Source organism: Anaerococcus obesiensis, from assembly GCF_016599815.1.
In the GTDB taxonomy this organism is placed as follows: domain Bacteria; phylum Bacillota; class Clostridia; order Tissierellales; family Peptoniphilaceae; genus Anaerococcus; species Anaerococcus vaginalis.
In genome coordinates this window covers 1,116,372-1,141,865 of record NZ_CP067016.1, presented here as the reverse complement: position 1 = coordinate 1,141,865, position 25,494 = coordinate 1,116,372, and the positions used below count along the sequence as shown (strand labels likewise).

Genomic DNA, 25,494 nt, shown 5'->3' with positions numbered 1-25,494 from the left:
TGTCCCCCTAGAAGACTATCTCAATTTTAATAGTCTTAATTTCACTCTTTTCAATTTCTTTTTCTTCATTTTCAAGTGTAAAAATTAAGGAATTTTCTTTTATTTCTTTAATTTTTCCTATAAACTTCTCGCCATTTTTAAGCTTTATTTCTAAAAGCTCATCTTTGTTTCTTTCAAGATCTCTATCAGTCTTTAATGGTCTTGAAAGATCAGGAGAAGATACTTCCAAATAATAAAAAGATTTTATAAGATCAATTTCATCTAATCTTTCGCTTAAAAAATTAGAAGTCTTTTCACAATCATCAATTGTGATTCCTCCATCTTTGTAAATAAAAAACCTTAATATTTTATTTTTACCCTCATTAACAAATTCAATATCAACAAGCTCATAACCAAGCCCATTAATATCACTTTCCAAATTTTCTTTTAATTTGCGTATTATATCCATAACTTCCCCTTTACATATTAAAAGAGTGGATTTGTCCACTCTTCGCTTAAAATTATTATACTATAAAAGACTTAACTTTCAATTTTAAAATAAATTTACAAAATAAAATTTAATAAAAATACAAAATTAAAATCTCTAGCATTTTATTTTAAATAACTAGAGATTTTTGCATTACTTTTTAAAAAATTTTTTTATTTTTTGTTCAGGAATTTGAGATAAAATTATTGCAATAAACATAATTATTCCACCAAAAATTTCCCTATCTACTGGTCTTTCTTTCAAAAATAAAAATCCAAAAAATGCAGCAAAAACTGATTCCAAAGATAAAATCAAACTAGCAATCGTAGGATCAGTATCTTTTTGGGCGACAATTTGGAGAGTATAACCCAAACCTGATGAAAATATACCCAGATACAAAATAGCAAGCATGCCTTTCATTAATAAATCAAAATTTGGTTTTTCAAATAAAATCATAAGAAGCAAAGATACTAAACTTGCTACAAAAAATTGAATCATAGACATTTTTACACTATCAGCTCTTATAGAAAATTTATCAATAAATAAAATATGAAAAGCAAAAAATAAGGATCCAACAAAAATTAAAATATCTCCCTTATTTATAGAAAATCCATCATCAACTCTTACAGTTAATAAGTATAAACCAACTAGAGCAAGTATTATAGAAATTGCAGTTTTTTTGGAAACTTTTTTTCCCATAAAAATTGCAAAAATCGGAACTATGACAACGTAAAGTGATGTAATAAAACCTGCCTTACCGCTTGTTGTAAAATAAACTCCAGTTTGTTGAAAGCTAACTGCAACTGCCATAACAAGACCTGTGGCAATTCCACCTCTGATTGTTGCAGTTTTTGTAATACTATCTACTTTTTTTCTCGATTTATTTTTTCTAAAAAATGAATAAGCCAATAAAAAAATTCCAGCTGTCAAATTTCTAAAAAAATTAAAGGTAAATGGTTCTATGTAATCACTTCCTAATTTTTGGGCAATAAAAGCAAATCCCCAAATAAAGGAAGTCAATAGTAAAAGTAATTCTCCCCTATGTTTATTTTTCATACTTACTCCTAATAGATTTTTTTCCGCTTGCTTGTATTATATCAAAAATTTTAAATTTTGTAAGATTTTTTAATAAAAATAATAAAAATCCTACACAAGTCGCTTAACTTTGATAATTAGTTAATTTTCATTGTTATATATATGCATAAATTGTTATTTAAAAAAATATAATAAAAAAACTCTAATAAAGATTTAATCTCTATTAGAGTTTTAATTTATAAATCAAATAAAGACATTTGATTTTCTTCTTGCAATCCATCAATTATGTCCAAATTTTTTAAAGAATTCAAAGCATTTTTGTTTAGTGAAGTTCTTTTTTTCAAATCTTCAACCGAAATAAATTTCGCTTTTTCTCTTTCAATAACTATATCTTTTGCCATAGCTTCTGAAACATCATCAACTGCTGAAAGCGGAGGCAAAATTTCTCCGTCTTCATCCAAAATAAATTTAACAGCTTCTGACTTATATAAGTCTGCTTTTTTAATTTTTATATCTCTTGCAGCCATCTCCTCAGCAACTTCCAACAAAGATCTTAGATTTTTTTCTCTTTGCGTTGGTTTTTCTAATTGATTAATTTCATTTAAAGCATATTGGATTGATTTTAATCCTTTTACAATTACTGAATATTGAAAATCATTTAATTTTGTAGAAAAATATGTTGCATAAAAAGCTTTTGGATAATAAACTTTGTAATAAGCAATCCTATAACTCATCAAACAATAAGCAACTGCGTGAGCTTTTGGGAAAAGATATTTTATTTTCAAACAAGAATCAATGTACCAATCAGGAACCTTATTTTCTTTCATATAAGCCAAAGTTTCTTCTGATAAAGTTTTTCCCTTTCTTACTTTTTCCATTATTTGGAAAGATTTTTTCTTATCAAGTCCAAGATTAATCAAAGAATTCATTATGTCATCACGAGTTGAAATTATTTGATCAAAACCTGCTGTTTTTGATTTAACTAAATCTTGGGCATTATTTAGCCACACATCAGTTCCATGAGAAAGTCCAGAAATTCTTGTCATTTCAGAAAATTTGGTTGGGAAAGTATCTTTTAACATTCCCCTTACAAAAGAAGTTCCGAATTCAGGAATTCCTAAAGTCCCAATTTCGTTATTTGAAAAATCATATTTTATATTTAATGGTTTTGTTGAAGAGAAAATATTCATTACATTTTCATCATCCATTTGAAGCTTCAAAGGATCTGTATTTGTTAAATCTTGAAGACTTCTAATAATTGTAGGAACATCGTGGCCCAATAAATCGAGTTTTAAAATTACTCCATGCATCATATTGTAAGTAAAGTGCGTTGTTTTAATATCGTCTTTTCCATCGTCTGCCGGATATTGGACTGGAGAAAAATCGTAAATATTTTTATCATTTGGCACAATCATAAGACCACCTGGGTGTTGACCTGTTGTTCTTTTTACATCGTAAAGTCCTCTTTGATATTTTCTAATTTGTGCATTAGAAAGATTTAGGTCATTATCTTCCATATATTTTTTGATATAACCAAAAGCAGTATTATCTTTTATAGTTCCAATTGTTCCTGCCCTAAAAACTTTTCCTTCTCCAAATAATTCTTCAGTATATTTGTGAATAGTTGGTTGATATTCTCCAGCAAAATTCAAATCAATATCTGGTTCCTTATCTCCTTCAAAGCCCAAGAAAACTTCAAAAGGAATATCGTGGCCGTCTTTGTTCATCTCTGCCCCACATTTTGGACAAGTTTTATCTGGCAAATCTATTCCAGCTCCAACGCTACCATCTGTTATAAATTCTGAATGCTTGCATGATGGACAAACATAATGAGGAGCAAGCGGATTTACTTCTGTAATATTTGCCATGGTTGCTGCAAAAGATGAACCAACAGAACCTCTTGATCCAACCAAATATCCATCCTCATTTGATTTTTCCACGAGCTCTTTTGCAATTATATATAAAACTGCATAACCGTTTGAAATTATAGAATCAAGCTCCTTATCTAGTCTTGTTTTTACAAGATCAGGAAGAGGATCTCCATAAATTGAGATTGCTTTTTCATAAGTTGTATCTTTTAATTTTTTATCAGAGCCTTCAATTTTTGGTGGAAAAGTTTCGTGAGGAATTGGCATAATACTTTCCAAACTATCAGCAATTTTAATTGTATTATCAATTACTACTTCAATTTTCGTTTGATCATCTAAATAATAAAATTCATCAAGCATTTCATTGGTTGTTTTTAAATAATAAAGAGGATTATTTTCCTTGTAATGGAAAAATTGTCCCTTGTGAAGAATATTTCTAAGAATATAATCTTTCTTTTCCATATATCTTACAGAGCCAGTTGCTACAACCAATTTATTATATTTTTTTCCAAGCTCAATTATTTTTTTATTTATTTCTATAATTTGATTTTTATCTCTTATAGATCCATTTTCCAAATCATCAGCAAAAACTCCTATCGCCTCTATTTGGAAAAAATCAAAAAATTCGCAAATTTTTTCTATTTTTTCTTCAGAAAAATCATCTCTTATAGCCTTAAACAAAAGACCATCTTTTCCACCAGATCCTATTATCAAACCTTCTTTGTTTTCTTTTACCAAATCAAAAGGCGTTTTTGCTTCCAAATTAAAATATTTCATCCTAGATTCTGAAATTATTTTATAAAGATTTTTAAGTCCATGATAATTTTTGGCAAAAATAATTGATGAGAAATTTTCGTGACGAGCTATAGGCCATTTTGTTTTTATTGAATTAATTTTTTCAAGGCTAAGGTCTTTATTTTTGTCCTTAATTTTTTCAAATAATTTAATAAAAATTTTGGCAGTTGTCATTGCATCATCGCTTGCTCTGTGATGGTTAAAAGGTCCAACTCCTAATTTTTTTGCAAGTTTATCAAGAGAAAATCTTCCCATATATGGAAAAACTGCTCTTGCCATTGGCAAAGTATCCAAATAAACTGGCTCAAATTTATAAGATAATTTTTGACAAGCTTCTGTTATAAAACCAATATCAAAATCTGTATTTTGTCCTACAAAATATGAATCTTTTGAAAATTCTAAAAATCTTGGCAAAACTTTATCAATTTTTGGCTTATCCATTACCATTTCGTTTGTAATTCCTGTAAGCTCTACAACCTTTTGAGGAATCATTTTTTCTGGATTTACAAGCTCATTAAAAACTTCAACAATTTCTCCATTTTCAATTTTTACCGCACCAATTTCTGTGATTTTATCTATATATTTTGAAAGTCCAGTCGTCTCCAAGTCAAATACAATAAATCTTTGATTTTTTAAATCGCTTATATCATTTATTTTTTTATTGTAGTTGTTAGTTAAAATTCTTAAATTTTTATCAACCAACAAAAGCTCTGCACCTGCTAGCATTTTTATATCATTTTTTCCAAGCTTATCATACATATCTGGAAGAGCTTGTAGGGTTTCTGTATCTGTAATTCCACAAGCACTATGGCCCCAAGCTTTTAATTTTTTTGCTAGCTCATCCATATCAACAAATCCATCAAGGTTTGTCATTTTCGTATGAATTTCAAGCTCAACTCTTTTTTTAGGATAAGTGTCAAGTCTTTCTTTTTTTTCACATTCCACCATAGAGTTTACAGTAAAAACATCTTCATGTGAAAAGCTATCATAGTTTAGAACACCTTGAACTTGAACTATCATATTTTCTTTAAAATTTTCAAGTTTTGATTTATTTCTTGGTTGAACAAACATCTTGCAAGCTATGGCATCAGATTCATCTTCAAGGTCAAAAGAATAAATAAAGTTTCCTCTTTTTGATTCAAAAACATCAATGCCAAATATTTCTCCCTTTATAGAAAGATTCATGCCTTTTTTGTCATAAATTTCTTCAATTTTAAATAAATCTCCATTTATATTTCTGCCATATTTTAAAATTTCTGCTTGATTTATTTCTTTTTTTTCAGAATTTTTCTTATTATTTCTAGCATTTTCAATCATATTTTCAAGCTCGATTTTTTCTAAATCTCTAAGGCTTGATGCTTTTTCTTCTTCTTGATTTTTTGAAGGTTCTTTCTTTTCTTCTTTAATTTTTGGCAAATCAAATATATCTTGATTGTTTAATGAAGACTCTTTACTTTCTTGATTTTTTTCTTCATTATTTTCGCCCAAATTTTCTGGATTTTCATAACCTGTTTCATAATAATCTGGAAGAGGTTGGCTTTCATAAAAATCATCTATGGAATTTGTTTCTTTTTTATTTTCCTTTTCAAATTGCAATGACAAATTAACATAAGAAAAATATGATTCAAGTTTTTTTTCAATATTTTCATCATATTCTCCTAGAATATTTAATTTCAATTTATTTAATTTTTTTGAATAAATCGCCTTGTTTATATAATAATCTTTGTCAATTTCAATAATAGATTTTAGATTAATTTTCATTTTTTTCATCTTTCAAAATTTCTTCAATCAAACTGTCAACTATTTCTTCTTGTTTTACTTTTTTTATTGTAATTCCTTTTTTAAATAAAAATCCATAGCCTTTTGCACAAGCTATTCCATAATCTGCTTCTTTTGCCTCTCCTGGTCCATTAACAGGACAACCCATTATGGCAACTTTTAAATTTAAATTCAATTTATCAAGTCTTTCGCTTGCCTCGTTTACAATTTCATCTAAATTTACACTTGTTCTTGAACAAGTTGGGCAAGAAACCAAATCTACTCCATCTCGTCTAAGTCCTAGAGATTTTAAAATTGTTTTTCCAGCCTTTACTTCTTGGAGTGGATCTCCAGTTATTGAAACCCTAATTGTATCTCCAATTCCATCTTTTAAAAGTGATCCCATGCCAATTGATGATTTAACCAAAGCTTGATAAAGAGGACCTGCTTCTGTAACTCCCAAATGAAGTGGATAATCGCAAAGGTAAGAAATTTTTCTATTTACATCAATCATTGTATTTACATCTGATGATTTTATAGAAATAACTATGTCGTGAAAGTCTAAATCTTCTAACACTTTTACTTCATCAAGGGCAGAATAAACAAGGCTATCAACATTTACTCCCTTATATTTTTCAATCATATCCTTATGCACAGAACCAGAATTTACACCAATTCTTATTGGAATATTTTTTTCCTTACATTTTTCAACCAAAATTTTTACCTTGTCACTTCCTCCAATATTTCCTGGATTTATTCTTAAACAATCACAGCCATTTTCTACAGCCGCAAGAGCAAGTTTATAATCAAATTGTATATCTGCGACAAAAGGAAGATTGGTTTTCTTTTTAATTTCAGAAATTGCCCTTGCATCTTCAAGAGAATTTATAGCAGATCTTGAAATATCACAACCTGCCTTTTCAAAATCATTAATTTGTTTTACGACTTCTTTAATATTTTTCGTTTCTTTTGTTGTCATTGATTGGATAGAAATAGGAGATCCTCCTCCTATGGCAACATCTCCTACATAAACTTTTCTAGTTTTTTTCAATTTTTACTCCTTTAAAATAAGCTAATTAAATCCTTAATCGTAACCAAAAGAATTAGTCCTAACAAGAGAACAAATCCTCCAATTGTAAATTTTTCTTCAATTTTTTTATTTACTGTCTTTTTTGTAATCATTTCGAATAAGGAAGTAAATATTTTTGACCCATCAAGAGCTGGTATTGGAAGCAAATTAAAAAATCCCAAATTTACACTTATATATCCCAAAAAGAATAATAAATTCATAATTCCAAGATTTGCTTGTCTTCCCATTTCTTTTACAACACCAACAGGCCCTGACAAAGCAGAAAATCCTAATTTTCCTGTAAATAAACTTTTAAGAACATTTATCATCAAAACAATCATTGAGCCAACTTCTTTAAAACCAATTTTAATTGATTCAAAAAATCCTACGTCTTTATTTTTTGGAATAAAACCAAGAAGAGGTCTTTTGTTTTCAAATTTTACTTTGACATTTTTTTCTATATATTTATTATCTCTTTTTACTTTTAATGATATTTTGTCATTTTTCCCATGTTTTTGATAATAATTTTCTAAATTTTTTGAAATATCATTAAAATTATTTATTTTATTTCCGTCAATTTCTACAATTTCGTCATTGACTTTAAAGCCTTGAGCTTTTATTGGCGAATTTTTTGTAAAATTTCCAATACTTGTTGATGCAGTTCCTGTATTAAAAGATACAAAAGCAAATATTAATCCTGCAAAAATCAAATTTGTCAATGGTCCTGCAAGAATTGTAAAAAATCTTTTGTAGGCTGGTGCCTTGTCAAATGATCTTTCGTCATCACTTTCGCTATCTTCTCCTTCCATAGCACAATATCCACCAATTGGAAAAAGATTTACAGAATAAAGAGTTTCTCCTTTTTGTTTTGAAAAAATTTTAGGGCCCATGCCAATGGCAAATTCATTAACCCTAATTCCACTTTTTTTTGCTATAATAAAATGTCCAAATTCATGAATTAAAATCAAAAATAAGAACATTATAATCGATATAATAACTGATTTCATTTTTCTCCTAACTTATATTAATGTAAATAAATAAAGGCAAGGGCTGATAAATAAGATTGAATCAAATCTATCCAAAATCCCTCCATGACCTGGAATTAAATTTCCATAATCTTTTATATTACATTTTCTTTTTATAAATGATGCTACCAAATCTCCAGTTTCTGACAAAAATGCAGCAATTATTGTAAAAATAATTACTAATAATATATTTTTGTCAAGCTTTACATAATTTACATAAATCAAATTTAAAATCACAGCTCCACAAACTCCACCAATAAATCCCTCTATGGTTTTGTGAGGAGAAATAGATTCTAATGATTTGATTTTGTGTTTGCCAATAGTTGAGCCTGTAAGATAAGCAAAAGTATCTGAGCCCCAAGCAATTATATAAAGCATATAAAGATATATTTTATTATTAATTCTTATCGCACTTGACATAAAAATAGAAACATAGGTTACTACAAATAAAAGTGCAAAAAAGTCTTCCATCCTATATTTTTTATTAAAAATCATATATACAAAAATTGCTATGAGTATAGATGTAAAACCAAACATAAATAAATTTTGATGATTGCTAAAGGCATTTATAACAAAAAATAAATTTATTACCATAGCAAATTTTAAAGGAACATTGTATGACAAATTTTTTAATGCATTTACCAATTCTTTTACAGCAATACACGAAAAAATCCCAAAACCAATTGCAAAATAAATTCCACCAAGATAAGTAATTGCAATTAATATAAAAAGAATTATTCCTCCACCAAATAATCTTTTAGCTAAGTTCATTTAATCCACCGTACCTTCTATCTCGTCCAAAATATGAATCAACTGCCACATCCAAATCTTTTTTTGAAAAATCTGGCCACAAAATATCTGTAAAATAATATTCTGTGTAGGCCATTTGATAAATTAAAAAATTTGAAATCCTAAGATCTCCTCCTGTCCTAATCAAAAGATCAGGATCTGGCATATTTGCCGTATACAAATAATTTGAAATATCATCCTCATTTATATTTTCAAAATCTATTCCATCTTTTGCCATATCTTTGAAGGCTTTTACAATTTCCATTCTGCCCCCATAATTTATAGCCATATTTAAAACGAGCTTGTCATTATTTTTTGTAAGCTCACAAACATCAAGGCAAGCTTTTATAGTTTTTTCTGGAAGTTTTGATATATCTCCAATAATATTTAATTTTACTTCATTTTCCATGAGTAATTTTGTCTTATCTTTTATAAATTTTGCCAATAATTTCATTAAATAATTGACTTCTACTTGTGGTCTTTTCCAATTTTCTGTAGAAAAAGCATAAAGAGTTAGATATTTTATGCCTTTTTCTTTAGCATATAGCGCAATATCCACAACATTTTCAGAACCTTCCTTGTGGCCCATAGATCTTGGCAAATTTCTTTTTTTAGCCCACCTACCATTTCCATCAAGAATAATGGCAAGATGATTAAGTTCTTTCTCTTTCATACACCCTTCTTTCTAATTTTATCTCTATATGATTATACCATAAGAATTATTCTTAAATATAAAAAGCTAAAATGATTTTTTCTTTGTAAATAAATTAGGATTTTGTATATATTTTTTCATAATGCTATAATTTAATTATGAAAATTAAAGCAAATAAAGAAATTAGAATTGATAAATATCTTTCAGATATTTTTGAAGAAATTCCAAGAGAAAAGGTAAAAGATTTTATCAAGGATGAAAAAATAAAAGTAAATAATAAAAAAATAAAACCTTCCTACAAATTAATTTTAGAAGATGAAATAGAAATTTCTGACAAATTATTTGAAAAAGAAAAAATCGAAGCTGAAAAAATGAATTTAAAAATCATTTATGAAAATGAAGACTATGCAATTATTGATAAGGATGAAAATGTAATTGTTCATCCAGCAGGTTCAATTGTAAGTGGAACTTTGGTAAATGGGCTTTTGGATTATTTTGGCTACGATAATTTATCACATATCGGAGGCGATGACAGACCAGGAATTGTTCACAGACTTGATAAGGATACAACGGGTCTTATGGTAATTGCAAAAAATAATTCATCTTACAAATATTTGAAAAATCTTTTTGAAACAAGAAAAATTGACAAGGAATATTTGGCAATTTGCAATGGAATTTTTCAAAAAAAATCTGGAACAATTCAAACTTTTATGGATCGTGATCCAAATAATCGCAGAAAAATGGCAGTAAGAAATTCTGGTCGTGATGCTATTAGTAAATATGAGGTTATTTCAGAAAATAATGGATATTCCTTGGTGAAAATAAAAATTTTAACTGGAAGAACTCACCAAATTAGGGTTCACATGACCCACATTAATCATCCACTTTTGGGAGATCCTGTTTATGGAAATGTAAAACACAAATTTAATTTAGACCATCAACTACTTCATTGTCACAAATTAGGATTTACTGATAAAAATGGAATTTATAGAGAATTTTGTGCAGATTGTCACGAAGATTTTAAAAAATATCAAAAAATTTTGGGTTTAGGAGAATAAAATGTATTCAAAAACAAATACAGTAAGTCTATTGGGACTTGATGGAAAGGCAATTGAAGTTGAATCTGATATAACTTCTGGCATGCCAGCTTTTAATATTGTCGGTCTTCCCGATTCATCTATAAAAGAATCCAAAGATAGAATTAGGGTCGCTCTTATAAATTCTGGTTTTAAATTTCCCCAAGGAAGAATTACCATAAATTTATCTCCAGCAGATATAAAAAAAGAAGGAACTCAACTAGATTTGCCAATTGCAATTTCTCTTTTAAAAAGTATGGGAGTGATCGAAAATTCAAAAGATGATTTTATTTTTATAGGAGAGCTTTCTCTTGATGGGAGAATTGTTCCTATAAAAGGCGCTCTTGCCATGGTAATTTCTATGAGAGAAAAAGGCTTTAAAAATTTTATAATTTCAAATGAAAATAAGGACGAATGTGCAATAATAAAAGATTGCAATATTTTTCCATTTTTAAATTTAGAAGAATTAGTTTCATACCTTAACGAAAATACAAAAAAATCTCCCTATAAAATAAAATTATCAAATACAAATGAAAAAATTACATATCCTTTTGATTTTTCTGATATAAAGGGACAAGATTCATTAAAAAGGGCCCTACAAATTGCAGCAGCTGGCGGCCATAATTTATTGATGATTGGACCACCTGGAAGTGGAAAAACTTTTTCTGCCAAACATTTACCATCAATTTTACCAGATATGGATTTTGAAGAAAAAATTGAAGTTACAAAAATTTATTCAGTGATGGGACTTCTTGAAAGCGGAAAATTGATAAATAATAGACCATTTAGATCTCCCCACCATTCAGCAAGTGAAGTTTCTTTGATTGGAGGAGGAGCAAATATTCCAAAAGCAGGAGAAATAACTCTCGCCCACAAGGGAGTTTTATTTTTAGATGAATTTCCAGAATTTTCCAAAAAAACCATAGAAGCTTTGAGAGAGCCTTTGGAAAATAAGGAAATAAATATTTCAAGGTCAATGGCAAGTATAAAATATCCGTCTGATTTTATTTTAATTGCTGCCATGAACCCTTGCCCTTGCGGCAATTTTGGAAACCCTTTAAAAGAATGCACTTGCACTCAAAATGAAATAAGAAGATATTTATCAAAATTATCTTCCCCAATTCTTGATAGGATTGATATTCATATAGAAATAAAACCTGTAAAATACAAAGATTTGGACGATAATATAAAAACAAAATCTTCAAAAGAAATGAGAGAAGAAGTACAAAGAGCAAGAGAGATTCAAATAAAAAGATATGAAAATGAAAAAATTTCAACAAACGGCTCTTTGTCTACAAGACTTATGAAAAAATATATAAAACTTGATAAAAATGTAAAGGAAATCGGACAAAAAGCCTTTGAAAAATATAATTTTTCTGTAAGATCTTACAATAAAATTATTAAAATGAGTAGGACAATAGCAGATCTTGATGGTAGCGAAAAAATCGAGGCAAGACATCTCCTTGAAGCTGTAAGATATAGGTCTTTGGATGATAAATATTGGAGTGTGTGATGGATAATAATTTGATAAATTCAAATATAGATTTGTATATAAATGAGCTTGTAGAAAAAGCTTTAAAATTAAATGCAAGTGATATACACATTGAGCCAATGGATGAAAAATTTTCAAGAATAAGATTTAGAATAGATGGAAAACTTAGGATAATAAGTGAGATGGACTATCCTTCTTATATTAAACTTTTAACTAGAATTAAATTATCTTCCAAATTAGATATTTCAGAAAAAAGAAGACCTCAAGACGGTTATTTAAAATTAGAAAAATTTCCAGAAATTGATTTTAGAATCTCCACTTTAAATACTATAGTCGGAGAAAAATTGGTTCTAAGAATTTTATCGATTGAAAATTTTAAAAAATCTCAAAATTTATTGGGATTTTCTGATGATTCAAAAAAAATTTTGGAAAATTCAATCAAAAATAAATCAGGAATGATAATTTTTTCTGGTCCAACTGGTTCTGGAAAATCTACTTCCCTTTATTCTTTATTAAATAAATTAAATGATGAAAAAAGAAATATTATTAGCATTGAAAATCCAGTTGAAATAAATATTTTGGGAATTAATCAAATTTCAATTAATGAAAAAATCGGTCTAACTTTTCAAAATGCTCTCAGGTCAATTTTAAGGCAAGATCCAGATATTATTATGCTTGGAGAAATTAGGGATAAAGAAACTGCAAAAATGGCAGTAAGGGCTGCCATAACCGGTCATTTAGTTTTAACAACTCTTCACACAAACAATAGTTTTGCATCAATAAATAGACTTCGTGATTTGGGAGTTGAAGATTATCTAATAAAACAATCTGTAAATACCCTAGCAAGCCAAAGGCTTGTTAGAAAACTTTGTTCATGCAAGAAAAAAAGAAAAATTTCCAAAAAAGAATATAATTTTGTAAAAAATTATTTTGATATAGATGAAAACACTTATATTTATGAAGCGTCATCTTGTGATAAATGTCACGATGGCTACCTAGGAAGAGAAGCCGTTGAAGAAATTGTAGATTTGATGATGACTACAAAAATCTTTTCTTTGAAAATAAAAATTTCAGCAAAAATGATTTGGATATTTTAAATAAAGAAAAAAATTTCAAGTCCATGACCTACAATGGAATAAAAAAAGTTCTAGAAGGAGTCACAAGCTTTGAAGAAATTTTAGATTCAATTTATTATTTTAATTAAAATTTTTAAAAATATTTTTAAATACAAACTAAAAAATCGGAGATTTTTTACTCCGATTTTTTTAAACTTTTAATCTTTTTTCTCCATTATAAACTTCATCTATAATGCAAGATCCCAAGCAAACTTCTCCATCATAAAAAACTGCAGCTTGACCTGGGGTTACAGCTTTTGTTTTATCGTAGGTTATTTCCACTCTTCCATCATCTAAAATTTTTACATGAGAATTTATATCTTTTTGCCTGTATCTGAATTTACATGTGCAATCAAATTCTTTTTTTAGTCCCTTAGCTGAAATTGATGATAAATTTGATCCTATTAATCTATTTGAAAATAATTTTTCGTTATTTTTTCCTTGGCAAACTATTAGTTCGTTTTTTTCTAAATCTTTTCCACAAACAAACCAAGCTTCACCTTCTCCACCAATTCCAAGTCCTCTTCTTTGTCCAATTGTATGATACATAAGTCCATAGTGTTTTCCCATAATATTTCCATCAGTATCAACAATATTTCCTTCTTTTGCTGGAAGATAGTGAGATAAAAATTCGTTGAAATTTCTTTCTCCTATAAAACAAATTCCTGTTGAGTCTTTTTTATCGGCTGTTACCAAATTATTTTCTTTAGCAATTTTTCTAACTTCTTTTTTATCCAAATCTCCTACTGGAAATAAAACATCCTTTATTTGATCTTGGGATAGTTGGGACAGAAAATATGTTTGATCCTTGTTTGAATCGACTCCTCTTAGCATTTTTGTTTCATCAGATGACCTATCAACTCTTGCATAATGACCTGTTGCAAGATAATCTGCTCCCAAATCTTTTGCATAATCCAAAAAGGCCTTAAATTTTATTTCCTTATTACACATTATATCAGGATTTGGAGTTCTTCCTTTTTTATATTCATCAAGAAAATATGAAAATACCCTGTCATAATATTCTTTTTCAAAATTTATTGAATAATATGGAATTCCTATTTGATTGCAAACTTTAACTGCATCTTCGTAATCAACTTCTGCAGTACAAACTCCATTCTCATCTTCCTCGTCCCAATTTTTCATAAAAATTCCGCTTACATCATAGCCTTCTTTTTTTAATAAGAGGGCAGCAACAGATGAGTCAACTCCACCACTTACACCAACGATAACTTTTATATCTTTTTTATCTTTCTTTTCCATCTATCCCCCTTAATTTTTTCAAAACTTCAAATGTATAGTCAATTTCTTCTTTTGTATTTGTAAAACCAAAAGAAAATCTTACGGAATGTCTTGCTCTATTCTCATCGTACATATTTTTTATAACATTACTTGCTTCAACACTTCCAGCCCTACAAGCAGAACCAACGGAAATGCAAATTCCATTCATGTCCAAATATGTAAGAAGAAGTTCATTTTTAACATTTGGAAAATATAAATTTAATATATGGTCAGTTGAATTTTCCAAACTTCCATTTATTTCATATAAGAAATTTGATTCTTCTAATTTTTTTACAAAATAAGATTTTAATTCTTTGATTTTTTCTCTTTCGCTACAAGCTTTTGGAAAAGATTTTGCCATAGAATAAGCTCCCATTGTAAAAGAAGTTCCTGCGCGCCTATCTTTTTCTTGCTCACCGCCTTTAATAAAAGGCTTGATTTTTTTATTGCAATAAAGAACACCAAAAGAATTAATCCCACCAATTTTGTGCCCTGAAAGAGAAAGAGAATTGCAATGAAGTTTTTCTACATCAATATCAACATGAGAATAAGCTTGAACACAATCTACGTGAAAAAATACATTTTTGTCTTTTAAAAATTCTCCAATTTCATAAACTGGCTCAATTGCCCCTATTTCATTATTTACAAACATCAAAGAAACCAATTTTACATCATCTGTAAGTTTTTCTTTCAATTCATCAAGGGAAAAATATCCATCCTCATCAACATCAAGAAAAATTGTTTTTTCTTTATTTACAGTATTTAAAATAGAATCATGTTCAATTTTTGAAGTAATAACAAAATCATCCTTAAAATTTGACAAAATTGTATTATTAGCCTCACTTGCAGATGCAGTAAAAATTATATGGTTTGGATTTGCATTAATAGATTTTGCAATTTCTTGTCTTGATTCTTCCAAAACTTTTTGTCCAGCCCTTCCCAAAGCGTGCAAAGAATCAGGATTTCCATCAAAATCATCCATATTTTCAAAAATATCTTTCAAGATTTCTTTTCTTTTTATTGATGTAGCTGCATAATCAAAATATATCATTAAAATTTCCTTTTAATTTATAAAAGACCTAAAAATTTAGGTCTTAGTCGTCAAATTCTTCTTTTAAAATTTCTTTTAAAACTTCAGCTTCTTCCTTTGTAAAAGTAATTCCCTTACTCATTCTTGTATGATCTTCATTCCAATCTCTCAAATCATATTTAGGATCCCTATCATTCCAAGAAACAAGATTTAATTCCTTTGTCCATCCTTTTGCATTTGTTGAAAGAACTCCCAAATTTTCTACTATATCATATTTTATTGCCATATAAACTCCTAACTATAATAATTTCTTGGCAAAGACCCAAGCAAAACATATTCAATCTCACTTGTCGCCATTTCCATTTTACGAATTCTGTTTTTTATTCTACCCTTTTGTTTTATAATCTCATCATCATCTAAATTTTTAATATCTTCTAAACTTTTAAGAAAATTTTGAATTTTCCTATCGTCAGTTTTATAGGAAAAATCACTTTCTTTAATTCTATCGATTTTTTCAACAAAATCATAGAGATTATGGTCTCTCAATGAAACATAAGAATCAACAAAAATCCTATCAAGTTTTTCCTTGTCATCATAAAATTGACTAAGATTTTCATATCCAGTCAAATAAAAATTTAATTCATACTCAGCCTTGATAAGACGAATTTTTAAATCCAACAAATTTTTTTGATTTTTAGTTAAATTATTTTCATCAATAAGATCCATATTATCCTCTCCTTTGAGTATAATATCATAGAATATTTTCTTCTACAAGGATTGTATTATAAAGTTTTTAAAAATCAATTTATAATTTTCATATTATATTTTTATAAATTTTTCCAAAAGAAAAAACCTAGTTTAATCTAGGTTTGGTTTATCTAATAAATCAATGTGGCAATAACCGTTTGGATTTTTTTCTAAATAATCTTGATGGTAATCTTCTGCTTTTACAAAATTTTCTAATTTTTCGACTTGTATTTGGATTTTTCTTTCTTCGTTTTTTTGTTTTTCTTCCAAAAATTTTTTTGAAAATTCTAAATCTTTTTCATCTTTTGAAAAGATTCCACTTCTGTATTGACGACCTACATCATTTCCTTGCTTATTTATTGAAAATGGGTCGATTATATAATAAAAATATTCCAAAATTCTTTCTAATGATTCTTCTTTCCCATCGTAGCTTATTTCTACAGTTTCAGCGTGGTCTGTTAGGTATAAATTTTCGTAAGTTGTTTTTTCACTATTTCCGTTTGCATATCCTACAAGAGTTTTTTCTACTCCTTTTATGTCTTTAAAATATGCCTCAACTCCCCAAAAACATCCGCCTGCTAAATATATTTTTTTCATTTTTTCTTTCTCCAATCATATCTTCTACTTGGTTTTCTAAATTTAAATCCTCTAAGTGATTTTGATAAAACTGATGCCAACAAAATTCCAAATGAAATTGCTGATGCAACTGCAAGGGTATCAAATAAATTTATTAAAGCCAAAGATTTTTCTCCGTCAACAAAATAGTATAAGGTGTTATATATTCCTTTTCCTGGTACTAAATTTATAATTCCTGGTACTATAAATAAAATCGCCGGCATGTGACATTTTCTTGCAAAAACTTCTCCCATTATACCTGTAAAATACGCACCTGCTAAGGCTTTTAAAAAAACTCCATCTCCAATTAGATCTCCAACTACTTGATAGATTACAAATCCTATTGCACCAGCAAGTGATGATAATTTTATTGATCTTTTTGGGCAAGAAAAAAACATAGCAAAGCCTACGGCTGATAAATATGAAGATATAAAACCTATTATTAAGTGCATACTTCCTCCTTATAAAATAGTTATGGGTACTGCAACGCCAATTGCAAGAGCTAATGAAATAAATAAAGACATTGTAAGTCCTACAAGACCACTTGTTGCATCGCCACTCATAAGATCTCTTATAGAATTTGTTAGCATGAATCCTGGAACATAGGGCATCATTGATGAAACAATTACATTTGCCATATTAAATCCACCAAAAAATTTTCCAATCATCAAGGTTAAAAATGATACCATTATTCCAGCGACAAAATTATCAATAAAATATCCGTACATTTTCTTTTCAATATTTCTATATACAAGAAAAGTTAACAATGATACAAGAAATGTAACTGGAAGATCTAAAAAAATTGGATCTTTTGGATTTACCAAAATTGGAAAAGCAGTAGATGCAAGAACTGCACCGATAATTGCAATTTTCGGATCAATAATTGTAGTATTTCTAATATTGTCAAGTTCAATTAAAGCTTCATCCAATGTTAATTCGTGATTACAAAATTTTCTAGAAAATGAATTAACCCTATCTACAACTATTAAATTATTTCCCCTATTTTTTACTCTTTTAACATTTGCATAAGTTTTACCATCAACATTAAAGGAATACATTAAAGCATTAAAGGTCGCAAAAACATCTATGTCGCTTGCATCATAAATCGATCTTATTATTCTTTCGACTGTATCTTCAACCCTATAAATTTCTGCTCCATTTTTTAACATCATAGCTCCCGCCCTTGATGTTATTTCAAGTAATTTATTTATATCATCTTCTTTATACATTTTATTATCCTTTTTAATACAAAAGTAACTTTCCAAAATTGAAGGAAAGTTACTTGAAAAAATTTACATATTTTTGTATTTATTTATATTATCTGATGAAAGAAAATCGTAAGCATCATTTATTTTTTGAAATTTTTCAGTTGCATTTGGATCTTGACTTATGTCTGGATGATATTTTTTTGCAAGTTTCCTGTAGGCAAGTTTTATTTCATATTGATCGCTTGTATATGATACTCCCAAAGTATCACAAGCTTTTTGATATTTTTCTTTAAAACCAAGGTCATTTACAAAACCGCCATTTTGATAAGAACCTGTATTGTATCCTCCATTATAATTTCTTTCGTCAAAATCAAATCCCGAAAAATTAAAGCCTTGAAAAAATTCCTCAAATCTTTGATTCATTTCTTCTTGTCTTCTTTGTCTTTCTTCTTCAGCTTGTCTTCTTCTTTCTCTTTCTTGGTCTAGCTTATATTTTTTTGCATAATCTGATAAATTATCAAAGCCTTTTTTCTCTCCAGAAATTAAAGTATCAGCTTTATCGTACATCCATTCTATCAAAGTATAATTTCCATATCTCAAAAGAGAAATGAAAGATTTTCCTAGAAATGGAACTACTGCTATTATCAAAAAAATAGTAAAAAGTTCAGGCGGTATAGCTATAAAAATCAAAGGAAGTACAAATATTACTGAACATCCAATCAACATTATAACTTGGCTTAAACCTTCAAAGACTGTAACTATTGCATTTAAAATATTTATTAAAAAATTAAATATTGAATTTAATACGCTTGCTAGTCCATGGATAAATTTTCCAAATATTTTTTTCACGTTTTTTCTCCAATCTATTTTGATTATACCCAAGTTATTTTTATCTGTCTACTAGCCAAAAAGCTCCTCATTATTAGAATTGTAAAGCTTATAATAAATTCCTTTTTTATCAAGTAAGTCTTTGTGATTTCCTCTTTCAACAATCCCATCTTCTGTTAAAACTAAAATTGAATCTGCATTAATAATTGTAGAAAGCCTGTGGGCAATTGTTAAAGTTGTTCTTCCCTTTGATAATTTTTCCAAAGAATCTTGAACTATAGCCTCACTTGTATTATCCAAAGATGAAGTCGCCTCATCCAAAATTAAAATTGGAGGATTTTTCAAAAATACTCTTGCAATAGAAATTCTTTGTTTTTGACCTCCAGAAAGTTTTACTCCTCTTTCTCCAACATAAGTGTCAAAGCCATCTGAAAGTTCCATAATAAAATCATAAGCTCCTGCAAGCTTACTTGCTCTTATTATTTCTTCATCACTGGCATCTTTTTTACCATAAGAAATATTTTCTTTGATTGTAGCTCCAAACAAATACACATCTTGTTGAACAATTCCAATATTATCTCTCAAAGAATCTAGAGTTAAATCATTTATATTTTTGCCATCGATTAATATTTTTCCCTTATTAATTTCATAAAACCTTGGAATAAGTTTTGTAACAGTAGTCTTGCCTGCTCCAGATGGGCCAACAAGAGCTACATTTTCTCCAACATTTATGTTAAAATTAATATCTTCCAAAATCCAAGAATCTTTTTCATCTTGGTCTGGATATTTAAAATAAGCGTGGTCAAAGGAAATTTCTCCCTTAACATCTGTAAGTTCTTTCGCATTTTCTTTATCAAAAATATCAGATTTCAAATTAATCACTTCATAAAATCTTTCAATTCCTGTAATTCCTTTTTGATATTGGTCTGTAAATTCTACAAGCCTGTTTACAGTTGCAATTATTGTATTTAAATATAAAACGAAAGCAACAAGATCTCCTGGACTCATTAAATTTTTTATTACAAAATTTCCTCCAATAATAATTAAAACCGCATACATACTTCCCGCAAATAATTGGTTAATCATATTATAAGATGCCATATTGTAATATTTTACTTTTTTAATATCTACAAACTTGTCGTTTCCCTTTTTAAATTTTTCTTTTTCTAAATTTTCATTTGCAAAAGATTTTACAACGTCTATTCCCAAAAGAGAATCCTCAATGCTTGCATTAATTTCTCCAATTTGTTTTTTCTCACTTTTAACAGATTTTGAAAAAGCTCTTCTTTTAATTCTTGCAGCATAAACCATAAGTGGAATTATTATATACAAAACTAAAGTCAAAGGAATATTTATAGTCATCAAAACTACAAAAGAAATCGTAAGTTTTATAAAACCGATAAAAAATTCTTCAGGGCAATGATGAGAAAATTCTGTAATATCAAATAAATCTGTCGTCATCCTACTCATAAGTTGCCCAATTTTTGTTTCATTGAAAAAAGCTGTAGACATTGTCAAAAAATGTTTGAAAATATCACGTCGCATATCTTTTTCAATGTGAGCTCCCATTATGTGGCCGTAAGATTGCATAAAATATCTTCCACAAACTTCTACAAGTTTTGTAAGAGTATATATTAAAGTTAATTTTAAAATAATTGAATATGTTAGGCTAGAATTTGATGCGTGATCTGTAAGTGATGATAAAATAATTGGTAAAATCAATTCACAAACAGTTGTTAAAAATGCAGAAAATAAATCAATAGCCAAAATATTTTTGTAATCCTTGTAATAAGGAATAAATTTTTTAATTAATTCTTTATCAGAATAAGTTCTTTTTTCCATTTCTCCTCCTTATTAAAATTTTTATACTATAGTATTTTACTATTAATTTAAACTTATTCACTTGATTTTTTTAGATTAATTGTTAAAATATTAATAAAGACACATAAGGAGGAATAATGGCAAGAATAATTGAAAAAACAAATCTTAATGACTCAACCATTAAATTTGTTGTAAATTCTCCAGATATTGCAAAAAGAGCAAAACCTGGTCAATTTATAATTTTAAGGATAGATGAAAAAGGCGAAAGAGTTCCTTTTACAATTTCAGAAACTGATGATGAAAATGTAACAATAATTGTTCAAATTGTTGGTGGAACAACAATTAGAATGAATGAATTAAAAGCAGGCGATGGATTTTTAGATTTTGTTGGTCCTTTAGGAAAACCAACTGAACTTGACCAATATAAAGGAAAAAATGTTTGTGTAATTGGTGGAGGTTTGGGAACAGCTATTGCCTATCCTCAAGCAAAATATTTACATAAAATTGGAGCCCACACAGATGTAATAATGGGCTTTAAAAATAAAGACATAGTAATTCTTGAAGATGAATTAAAAGAAGCTTCTGACAATTTATACATCACAACTGACGATGGTTCTTATGGCAAACAAGGATTTGTTACTGAAGTTTTAAAAGAAAATATTGAAAATGGAAAAAAATATGATCTTGTTTTGGCAATTGGCCCAATGATTATGATGAAAAATACTGCCCTTGTAACAAAAAAATATGACATACCAACTATTGTTTCATTAAACTCAATTATGGTTGATGGAACTGGCATGTGCGGATGTTGTAGAATTACAGTTGGTGGCGAAATGAAATTTGCTTGTGTTGATGGACCAGATTTTGATGCTTTTGAAGTTGATTTTGATGAAGCCATGAACAGAGGAAGAAATTACCAACAAGAAGAAAGAGAACACATTTGTAGACTAACAGGAGATATGAGAAATGGCAAAATTTAATATGAATAAACAAAAGGTTTCTATGCCTGAACAAGATCCAAATGTTAGAAATAAAAATTTTGAGGAAGTTGCTCTTGGTTATGATTTAGAAATGGCTCAAGAAGAAGCACTTAGATGTGTTCAATGTAAAAATAAACCTTGTATGGGAGGCTGTCCTGTTTCTGTGAGAATTCCAGAATTTATTCATCAAGTAGTTGAAGGAGATTTGGATAAAGCTTACGAAATTATTTCATCAACAAATAACCTTCCAGCAATTTGTGGTAGAGTTTGTCCACAAGAAAATCAATGTGAAGGAGTTTGTACAAGAGGAAGAAATGGCGAGCCAGTTGGAATTGGTCGTCTTGAAAGATTTGTAGCAGACTATCACATGAATAAAGAATATAATAAACCAACAGAAGTTACAGGACAAAATAAAAAAGTTGCCATTGTTGGATCTGGTCCTTCAGGACTTTCTTGTGCAGCTGATCTTGCAAAATTAGGTTATAAAGTTGTAATGTTTGAAGCTTTCCACACAGCAGGCGGAGTTTTGATGTATGGAATTCCAGAATTTAGACTTCCAAAAACATTAGTTCAAAAAGAATTAAAAAATGTAATTGGTCTTGGAGTTAAACTTCAAAGAAATACAATTATCGGAAGAACAAAAACAATTAATGAATTATTTGAAGAAGGCTTTGAAGCAGTTTATGTTTCAACTGGAGCGGGTCTTCCAAAATTCTTGGGAATTGAAGGAGAAAATTTAAACGGAGTTTATTCAGCAAATGAATTTTTAACAAGAATGAATTTGATGAAAGCATATAAATTCCCAGAATATGACACACCAGTTCATATAGGAAAAAAAGTTTGTGTAGTTGGTGGTGGAAACGTAGCAATGGATGCGGCAAGAAGTGCAAAAAGAATGGGCGCTGACGTAACTGTTGTTTATAGAAGAAGTTTTGAAGAAATGCCAGCAAGAGCTGAAGAAAGTCACCACGCAAAAGAAGAAGGAATTAACTTTATGAACCTCCATAATCCTGTAGAAATTGAAGGAGAAAATGGTTGGGTTAAAAAAGTTAAATTAGAAGTAATGGAATTAGGCGAAGAAGATAAATCTGGAAGAAGACGTCCTGTTCCAACTGGAAAATATGAAGAAGTTGATTTTGATTCTGTAATTGTTTCAATAGGACAATCTCCAAATCCACTTATTAAACAAACAAATGATGATATAAATACTGAATCTTGGGGTGGAATTATAATTGATGATTCTACAATGACAAGTAAGGATGGAGTTTTTGCAGGAGGAGATGCCGTAAGTGGTGCTGCAACTGTAATTCTTGCAATGGGAGCTGGTAAAAAAGCTGCTGAAAATATTGATAAATATATAAAAAATAAAGCAAAATAAATTTAAACCTAGCTTATGATGAAATCTTAAAATCCAAATTAAATTTTTAATTTTATATCATCTCTAGATATTTTAATTTTAAAATTTTTTAATGATATTTTAGAAAAAATAAAAATCCGATTCACAGATTATTTATCGTGTAATCGGATTTTCTTTTATATTTTATTTGATTTTTTCGATTATTCTTGATTTTGTTTCGAAATTATCACTTGTTCCTGTTATTGATTTATTTTCTTTTGCTATTTTTGACATTTGGTCTAGAATTTCGCTAATTTCTGTTACATCTTCTGATTTATCAGCTAATTTATCTATTCCTTTTGTCTTGTAATCGCTAAGTCCTTCTTTGAACTTTCCAAATGATGAAACATATTCATCACTTCCATTTTTAAGTTGACCTGTGGAATTGCTCAATTTATTAATTCCATTATCTAATTGTTTGATTCCATTTGCCATTGGATTTATTGCTGTTTCATTTATATTTGCAAGTTGAGAAAGAGATTTTGATCTTTCTTGGAATTGTTTTAAGCCACTAGAAAGAGATGCTGATCCATTTCTTAATTCTTCTGAATTTGAGTCTAATTGGCTAATTGCATTAGAAAGTTTATTAACTCCATCTTGATTTTGTTGTGTTCCATTTTTTAATTTTTCTGATCCAGCTTTAATTTGTTTTGTTGACTCATCAAGCATTACTACTGAATCTTGTAATTTTTTAATATTGCTTTTTGACAAAGCTTCGCCTATTTTTTTACTTCCTTGTGCAAGTTTTTCTGATGATGTTTGTATTTTTGTTTTTGAATCATTTAATTTAGTGTTTACTTGGGATAATCCATCATTTACTTGTCCAATTGATGTTGTAAGATCTGATGAGCCTTTTGCTACTTGTCCAAGTCCAGCTTTTATAGCAGTATTTGCTTGATTATTTGCACTTAATGAAGCTACATCATTATTTAATCCTTGTTTTACTGCTTTTAAATTTTCAATCTCTGCTGAAAGTGAGCCATCTTCATTTTTTGCTTGTAAATTTGCTATAACTTGGTCAATTGAGCTTGCTTGAGCATTTATATTTTGAATAGATGAATCAATGCTTGGCACATTTTGAGCACTTTGGTTTAGATTATTTATTCCTTGATTTAATGTTTTTGAAGATTCTTCAATTTTTGAAAGTCCCCCACTTAATTGATTAACGCTATCTGCAAGTGGACTAATTCCTTTTGACAATTCTTCAAGTCCATTTGATAATTGATTCATTGAAGCTGTTAATTTTCCTATATCTTCTCCATTTGTTGCTTGTAACAAAGTATTTCTTAGGCTTGTTGTTCCTTTATTTAATTTCAAAAGTGACGAATCTAATTCGTTTGCTCCATTATTTAAACTTACTGATCCATCTTGTAATTTTGCCATATTATTATTTATTTGTCCAACAGCCATTGTGTATTGGTTTACTCCTGTATAAAGTTTTGAGCTTCCGTTATTTAGTTGGTTTACTGCTGAATTTACTATTTGAATTTTTCCTGGCAAACTTGAAAAATCACTTGATAATTGGTCAAATGAGCTTACTATTTTGTTTGAGCCTTGGGATAACTTTTCTGCTCCGTCATTTAATTTTCCAATTCCATCATTTAATTTTTTACTTCCTTCATCCAATTTGTTTGAACCATCAACAAGTTTTGCTGCATTTTCTTCTAATTCGTTTATTCCATTTTTTAATTCATCTAAGGAATCAAGTTTTGCATCTTCTTGGAAAAATTCGTTAGTTATAAGAGCGTATACTTCTGTTGGTTCATAATCTTTAACATCCATTTCCATTTCTACTTTGTCTTTAAAATTATCAAGTTTATCTGCCTCAATAATTCCTTGGAAATTTTCTTTAAGCCCTGGTGTTAAAATCGCTGCAACTATTTCATTTTTACCATCTTTTACAAGTTTTCCATCTTTTGTTGTAAGATTTTTTACCTTATCTGAATTGAAATTCATTTCTGCAAGGGCAAGATATGGAGAATATATCTCTTTATTTTTGCCATCAATTTTTACCTTTGTTTTTTTCTTATTTACAGCTTCAATTTGTATTTTTAAATGTCCAGATTTTCCTTTTAATTTATCAAAGGTCATTTCCTTTCCATCTAAAAAATATTTTACATTTATATCAACTGGCAAATCTTCATTTGTTTTTCCTTGATAGTAAATATCTTTGCTGTCTTCATTCCAATTAATATATCCATTCTCTAAATTTACTTTTTTGTCTGTTTTTAAATTTTTGATTTCTTTTAAATTGGTTTTATCTTTTACTTTGATATTATTATCGGAATTTATCCAAATTGAACCAGTTTTATCTTTTATTTTATCAGCTTCTTTTGTAACATATATTGTCTCATTTTTTTTAACATTTAAATCTTTGGCATAAGCCACATTTGTCATCAATAATGAACTTGCAAGAACTAATGAGAATCCTTTCATTAATTTATTTTTCAT

The 25,494-nt window shown here is 28.5% G+C and carries 22 protein-coding genes; 5 read left to right on the top strand and 17 right to left on the bottom strand.

The window, feature by feature from the left end:
• Positions 1–7: 7 nt before the first annotated feature.
• The 7 genes from I6H46_RS05700 to I6H46_RS05670 all read right to left on the bottom strand — a co-directional run bounded on the left by I6H46_RS05700 (position 8) and on the right by I6H46_RS05670 (position 9,478).
• The gene (locus I6H46_RS05700) at positions 8–448 is read right to left on the bottom strand and encodes a ribosome maturation factor RimP (protein WP_019118039.1); all 441 of its coding nucleotides are present in this window, start codon (positions 446–448) and stop codon (positions 8–10) included.
• Between the two features lie 171 nt (positions 449–619).
• Entirely contained in the window at positions 620–1,522 is a 903-nt protein-coding gene (locus tag I6H46_RS05695; RefSeq protein ID WP_019118040.1) for a DMT family transporter, read from the bottom strand.
• A gap of 215 nt (positions 1,523–1,737) precedes the next feature.
• Complete coding sequence (locus I6H46_RS05690; RefSeq protein WP_200225562.1) at positions 1,738–5,934, bottom strand: PolC-type DNA polymerase III; 4,197 nt, start codon at positions 5,932–5,934, stop codon at positions 1,738–1,740.
• Positions 5,915–6,973 (bottom strand): flavodoxin-dependent (E)-4-hydroxy-3-methylbut-2-enyl-diphosphate synthase, encoded by a 1,059-nt coding sequence (gene ispG, locus I6H46_RS05685; protein WP_019118042.1) that lies wholly within the window; start codon positions 6,971–6,973, stop codon positions 5,915–5,917. The genes I6H46_RS05690 and ispG overlap by 20 nt, the downstream gene beginning before the upstream one ends.
• Positions 6,974–6,984: 11 nt before the next feature.
• Positions 6,985–7,998, bottom strand: coding sequence for a M50 family metallopeptidase (locus I6H46_RS05680; RefSeq protein ID WP_019118043.1), 1,014 nt, complete (start codon positions 7,996–7,998; stop codon positions 6,985–6,987).
• Positions 7,999–8,010: 12 nt separating this feature from the next.
• Positions 8,011–8,787, bottom strand: a complete 777-nt coding sequence (locus tag I6H46_RS05675) for a phosphatidate cytidylyltransferase (protein ID WP_019118044.1) — start codon at positions 8,785–8,787, stop codon at positions 8,011–8,013.
• Positions 8,774–9,478, bottom strand: coding sequence for an isoprenyl transferase (locus tag I6H46_RS05670; protein WP_019118045.1), 705 nt, complete (start codon positions 9,476–9,478; stop codon positions 8,774–8,776). The genes I6H46_RS05675 and I6H46_RS05670 overlap by 14 nt, the downstream gene beginning before the upstream one ends.
• A 137-nt stretch (positions 9,479–9,615) precedes the next feature.
• Here I6H46_RS05670 and I6H46_RS05665 point away from each other — a divergent pair, with 137 nt between their 5' ends.
• The 3 genes from I6H46_RS05665 to I6H46_RS05655 are packed head-to-tail and all read left to right on the top strand — an operon-like array spanning position 9,616 to position 13,122.
• Entirely contained in the window at positions 9,616–10,515 is a 900-nt protein-coding gene (locus I6H46_RS05665; protein WP_019118046.1) for an RluA family pseudouridine synthase, read from the top strand.
• A gap of 1 nt (position 10,516) precedes the next feature.
• Positions 10,517–12,046, top strand: a complete 1,530-nt coding sequence (locus I6H46_RS05660) for a YifB family Mg chelatase-like AAA ATPase (RefSeq protein ID WP_019118047.1) — start codon at positions 10,517–10,519, stop codon at positions 12,044–12,046.
• Complete coding sequence (locus I6H46_RS05655; protein ID WP_234287269.1) at positions 12,046–13,122, top strand: GspE/PulE family protein; 1,077 nt, start codon at positions 12,046–12,048, stop codon at positions 13,120–13,122. The genes I6H46_RS05660 and I6H46_RS05655 overlap by 1 nt, the downstream gene beginning before the upstream one ends.
• Before the next feature lie 168 nt (positions 13,123–13,290).
• On the opposite strand, the gene mnmA is transcribed toward I6H46_RS05655, so the two are convergent.
• The 9 genes from mnmA to I6H46_RS05610 form a co-directional block, all read right to left on the bottom strand.
• On the bottom strand, positions 13,291–14,400 hold the full coding sequence (mnmA, locus tag I6H46_RS05650; RefSeq protein WP_019118050.1) for a tRNA 2-thiouridine(34) synthase MnmA: 1,110 nt from the start codon (positions 14,398–14,400) through the stop codon (positions 13,291–13,293).
• Complete coding sequence (locus I6H46_RS05645; RefSeq protein WP_200225560.1) at positions 14,384–15,469, bottom strand: cysteine desulfurase family protein; 1,086 nt, start codon at positions 15,467–15,469, stop codon at positions 14,384–14,386. The genes mnmA and I6H46_RS05645 overlap by 17 nt, the downstream gene beginning before the upstream one ends.
• 43 nt (positions 15,470–15,512) lie before the next feature.
• Positions 15,513–15,734 carry a YdbC family protein gene (locus tag I6H46_RS05640; RefSeq protein WP_004838352.1) on the bottom strand — a complete coding sequence of 74 codons (222 nt, stop codon included), beginning with the start codon at positions 15,732–15,734 and terminating at the stop codon, positions 15,513–15,515.
• Between the two features lie 8 nt (positions 15,735–15,742).
• A complete protein-coding gene (locus I6H46_RS05635; RefSeq protein WP_019118052.1) occupies positions 15,743–16,174 on the bottom strand; it encodes a hypothetical protein in 432 nt (143 codons plus the stop codon).
• Positions 16,175–16,306: 132 nt separating this feature from the next.
• A complete protein-coding gene (gene msrA / locus I6H46_RS05630) occupies positions 16,307–16,792 on the bottom strand; it encodes a peptide-methionine (S)-S-oxide reductase MsrA (protein WP_019118053.1) in 486 nt (161 codons plus the stop codon).
• The gene (locus tag I6H46_RS05625; protein ID WP_200225559.1) at positions 16,789–17,262 is read right to left on the bottom strand and encodes a threonine/serine exporter family protein; all 474 of its coding nucleotides are present in this window, start codon (positions 17,260–17,262) and stop codon (positions 16,789–16,791) included. The genes msrA and I6H46_RS05625 overlap by 4 nt, the downstream gene beginning before the upstream one ends.
• A gap of 9 nt (positions 17,263–17,271) precedes the next feature.
• On the bottom strand, positions 17,272–18,039 hold the full coding sequence (locus tag I6H46_RS05620) for a threonine/serine exporter family protein (RefSeq protein WP_200225557.1): 768 nt from the start codon (positions 18,037–18,039) through the stop codon (positions 17,272–17,274).
• 63 nt (positions 18,040–18,102) lie between these two features.
• The gene (locus I6H46_RS05615; protein WP_200225555.1) at positions 18,103–18,867 is read right to left on the bottom strand and encodes a J domain-containing protein; all 765 of its coding nucleotides are present in this window, start codon (positions 18,865–18,867) and stop codon (positions 18,103–18,105) included.
• A 51-nt stretch (positions 18,868–18,918) separates the two neighbouring features.
• The gene (locus I6H46_RS05610; RefSeq protein ID WP_019118057.1) at positions 18,919–20,688 is read right to left on the bottom strand and encodes an ABC transporter ATP-binding protein; all 1,770 of its coding nucleotides are present in this window, start codon (positions 20,686–20,688) and stop codon (positions 18,919–18,921) included.
• A gap of 116 nt (positions 20,689–20,804) precedes the next feature.
• On the opposite strand from I6H46_RS05610, the gene I6H46_RS05605 reads away from it, so the two are divergent.
• Together I6H46_RS05605 and gltA are read left to right on the top strand one after the other, a co-directional pair.
• Complete coding sequence (locus I6H46_RS05605) at positions 20,805–21,647, top strand: sulfide/dihydroorotate dehydrogenase-like FAD/NAD-binding protein (RefSeq protein ID WP_019118058.1); 843 nt, start codon at positions 20,805–20,807, stop codon at positions 21,645–21,647.
• Positions 21,634–23,025, top strand: a complete 1,392-nt coding sequence (gltA, locus tag I6H46_RS05600) for an NADPH-dependent glutamate synthase (RefSeq protein ID WP_019118059.1) — start codon at positions 21,634–21,636, stop codon at positions 23,023–23,025. The genes I6H46_RS05605 and gltA overlap by 14 nt, the downstream gene beginning before the upstream one ends.
• Positions 23,026–23,187: 162 nt before the next feature.
• Here the strand turns inward: gltA and I6H46_RS05595 are convergent, their stop codons facing one another.
• Positions 23,188–25,494: a hypothetical protein gene (locus tag I6H46_RS05595; RefSeq protein WP_200225553.1), complete on the bottom strand. Its 2,307-nt coding sequence runs from the start codon at positions 25,492–25,494 to the stop codon at positions 23,188–23,190.

Bases quoted from the DNA above. Each gene is read 5' to 3' on its own strand.
- I6H46_RS05700 (WP_019118039.1), bottom strand. From the start codon at position 448: ATGGATATAATACGCAAATTAAAAGAAAATTTGGAAAGTGATATTAAT.
- I6H46_RS05695 (WP_019118040.1), bottom strand. From the start codon at position 1,522: ATGAAAAATAAACATAGGGGAGAATTACTTTTACTATTGACTTCCTTT.
- I6H46_RS05690 (WP_200225562.1), bottom strand. From the start codon at position 5,934: ATGAAAAAAATGAAAATTAATCTAAAATCTATTATTGAAATTGACAAA.
- I6H46_RS05680 (WP_019118043.1), bottom strand. From the start codon at position 7,998: ATGAAATCAGTTATTATATCGATTATAATGTTCTTATTTTTGATTTTA.
- I6H46_RS05675 (WP_019118044.1), bottom strand. From the start codon at position 8,787: ATGAACTTAGCTAAAAGATTATTTGGTGGAGGAATAATTCTTTTTATA.
- I6H46_RS05670 (WP_019118045.1), bottom strand. From the start codon at position 9,478: ATGAAAGAGAAAGAACTTAATCATCTTGCCATTATTCTTGATGGAAAT.
- I6H46_RS05665 (WP_019118046.1), top strand. From the start codon at position 9,616: ATGAAAATTAAAGCAAATAAAGAAATTAGAATTGATAAATATCTTTCA.
- I6H46_RS05660 (WP_019118047.1), top strand. From the start codon at position 10,517: ATGTATTCAAAAACAAATACAGTAAGTCTATTGGGACTTGATGGAAAG.
- I6H46_RS05655 (WP_234287269.1), top strand. From the start codon at position 12,046: ATGGATAATAATTTGATAAATTCAAATATAGATTTGTATATAAATGAG.
- mnmA (WP_019118050.1), bottom strand. From the start codon at position 14,400: ATGGAAAAGAAAGATAAAAAAGATATAAAAGTTATCGTTGGTGTAAGT.
- I6H46_RS05645 (WP_200225560.1), bottom strand. From the start codon at position 15,469: ATGATATATTTTGATTATGCAGCTACATCAATAAAAAGAAAAGAAATC.
- I6H46_RS05640 (WP_004838352.1), bottom strand. From the start codon at position 15,734: ATGGCAATAAAATATGATATAGTAGAAAATTTGGGAGTTCTTTCAACA.
- I6H46_RS05635 (WP_019118052.1), bottom strand. From the start codon at position 16,174: ATGGATCTTATTGATGAAAATAATTTAACTAAAAATCAAAAAAATTTG.
- msrA (WP_019118053.1), bottom strand. From the start codon at position 16,792: ATGAAAAAAATATATTTAGCAGGCGGATGTTTTTGGGGAGTTGAGGCA.
- I6H46_RS05625 (WP_200225559.1), bottom strand. From the start codon at position 17,262: ATGCACTTAATAATAGGTTTTATATCTTCATATTTATCAGCCGTAGGC.
- I6H46_RS05620 (WP_200225557.1), bottom strand. From the start codon at position 18,039: ATGTATAAAGAAGATGATATAAATAAATTACTTGAAATAACATCAAGG.
- I6H46_RS05610 (WP_019118057.1), bottom strand. From the start codon at position 20,688: ATGGAAAAAAGAACTTATTCTGATAAAGAATTAATTAAAAAATTTATT.
- I6H46_RS05605 (WP_019118058.1), top strand. From the start codon at position 20,805: ATGGCAAGAATAATTGAAAAAACAAATCTTAATGACTCAACCATTAAA.
- gltA (WP_019118059.1), top strand. From the start codon at position 21,634: ATGGCAAAATTTAATATGAATAAACAAAAGGTTTCTATGCCTGAACAA.
- I6H46_RS05595 (WP_200225553.1), bottom strand. From the start codon at position 25,494: ATGAAAAATAAATTAATGAAAGGATTCTCATTAGTTCTTGCAAGTTCA.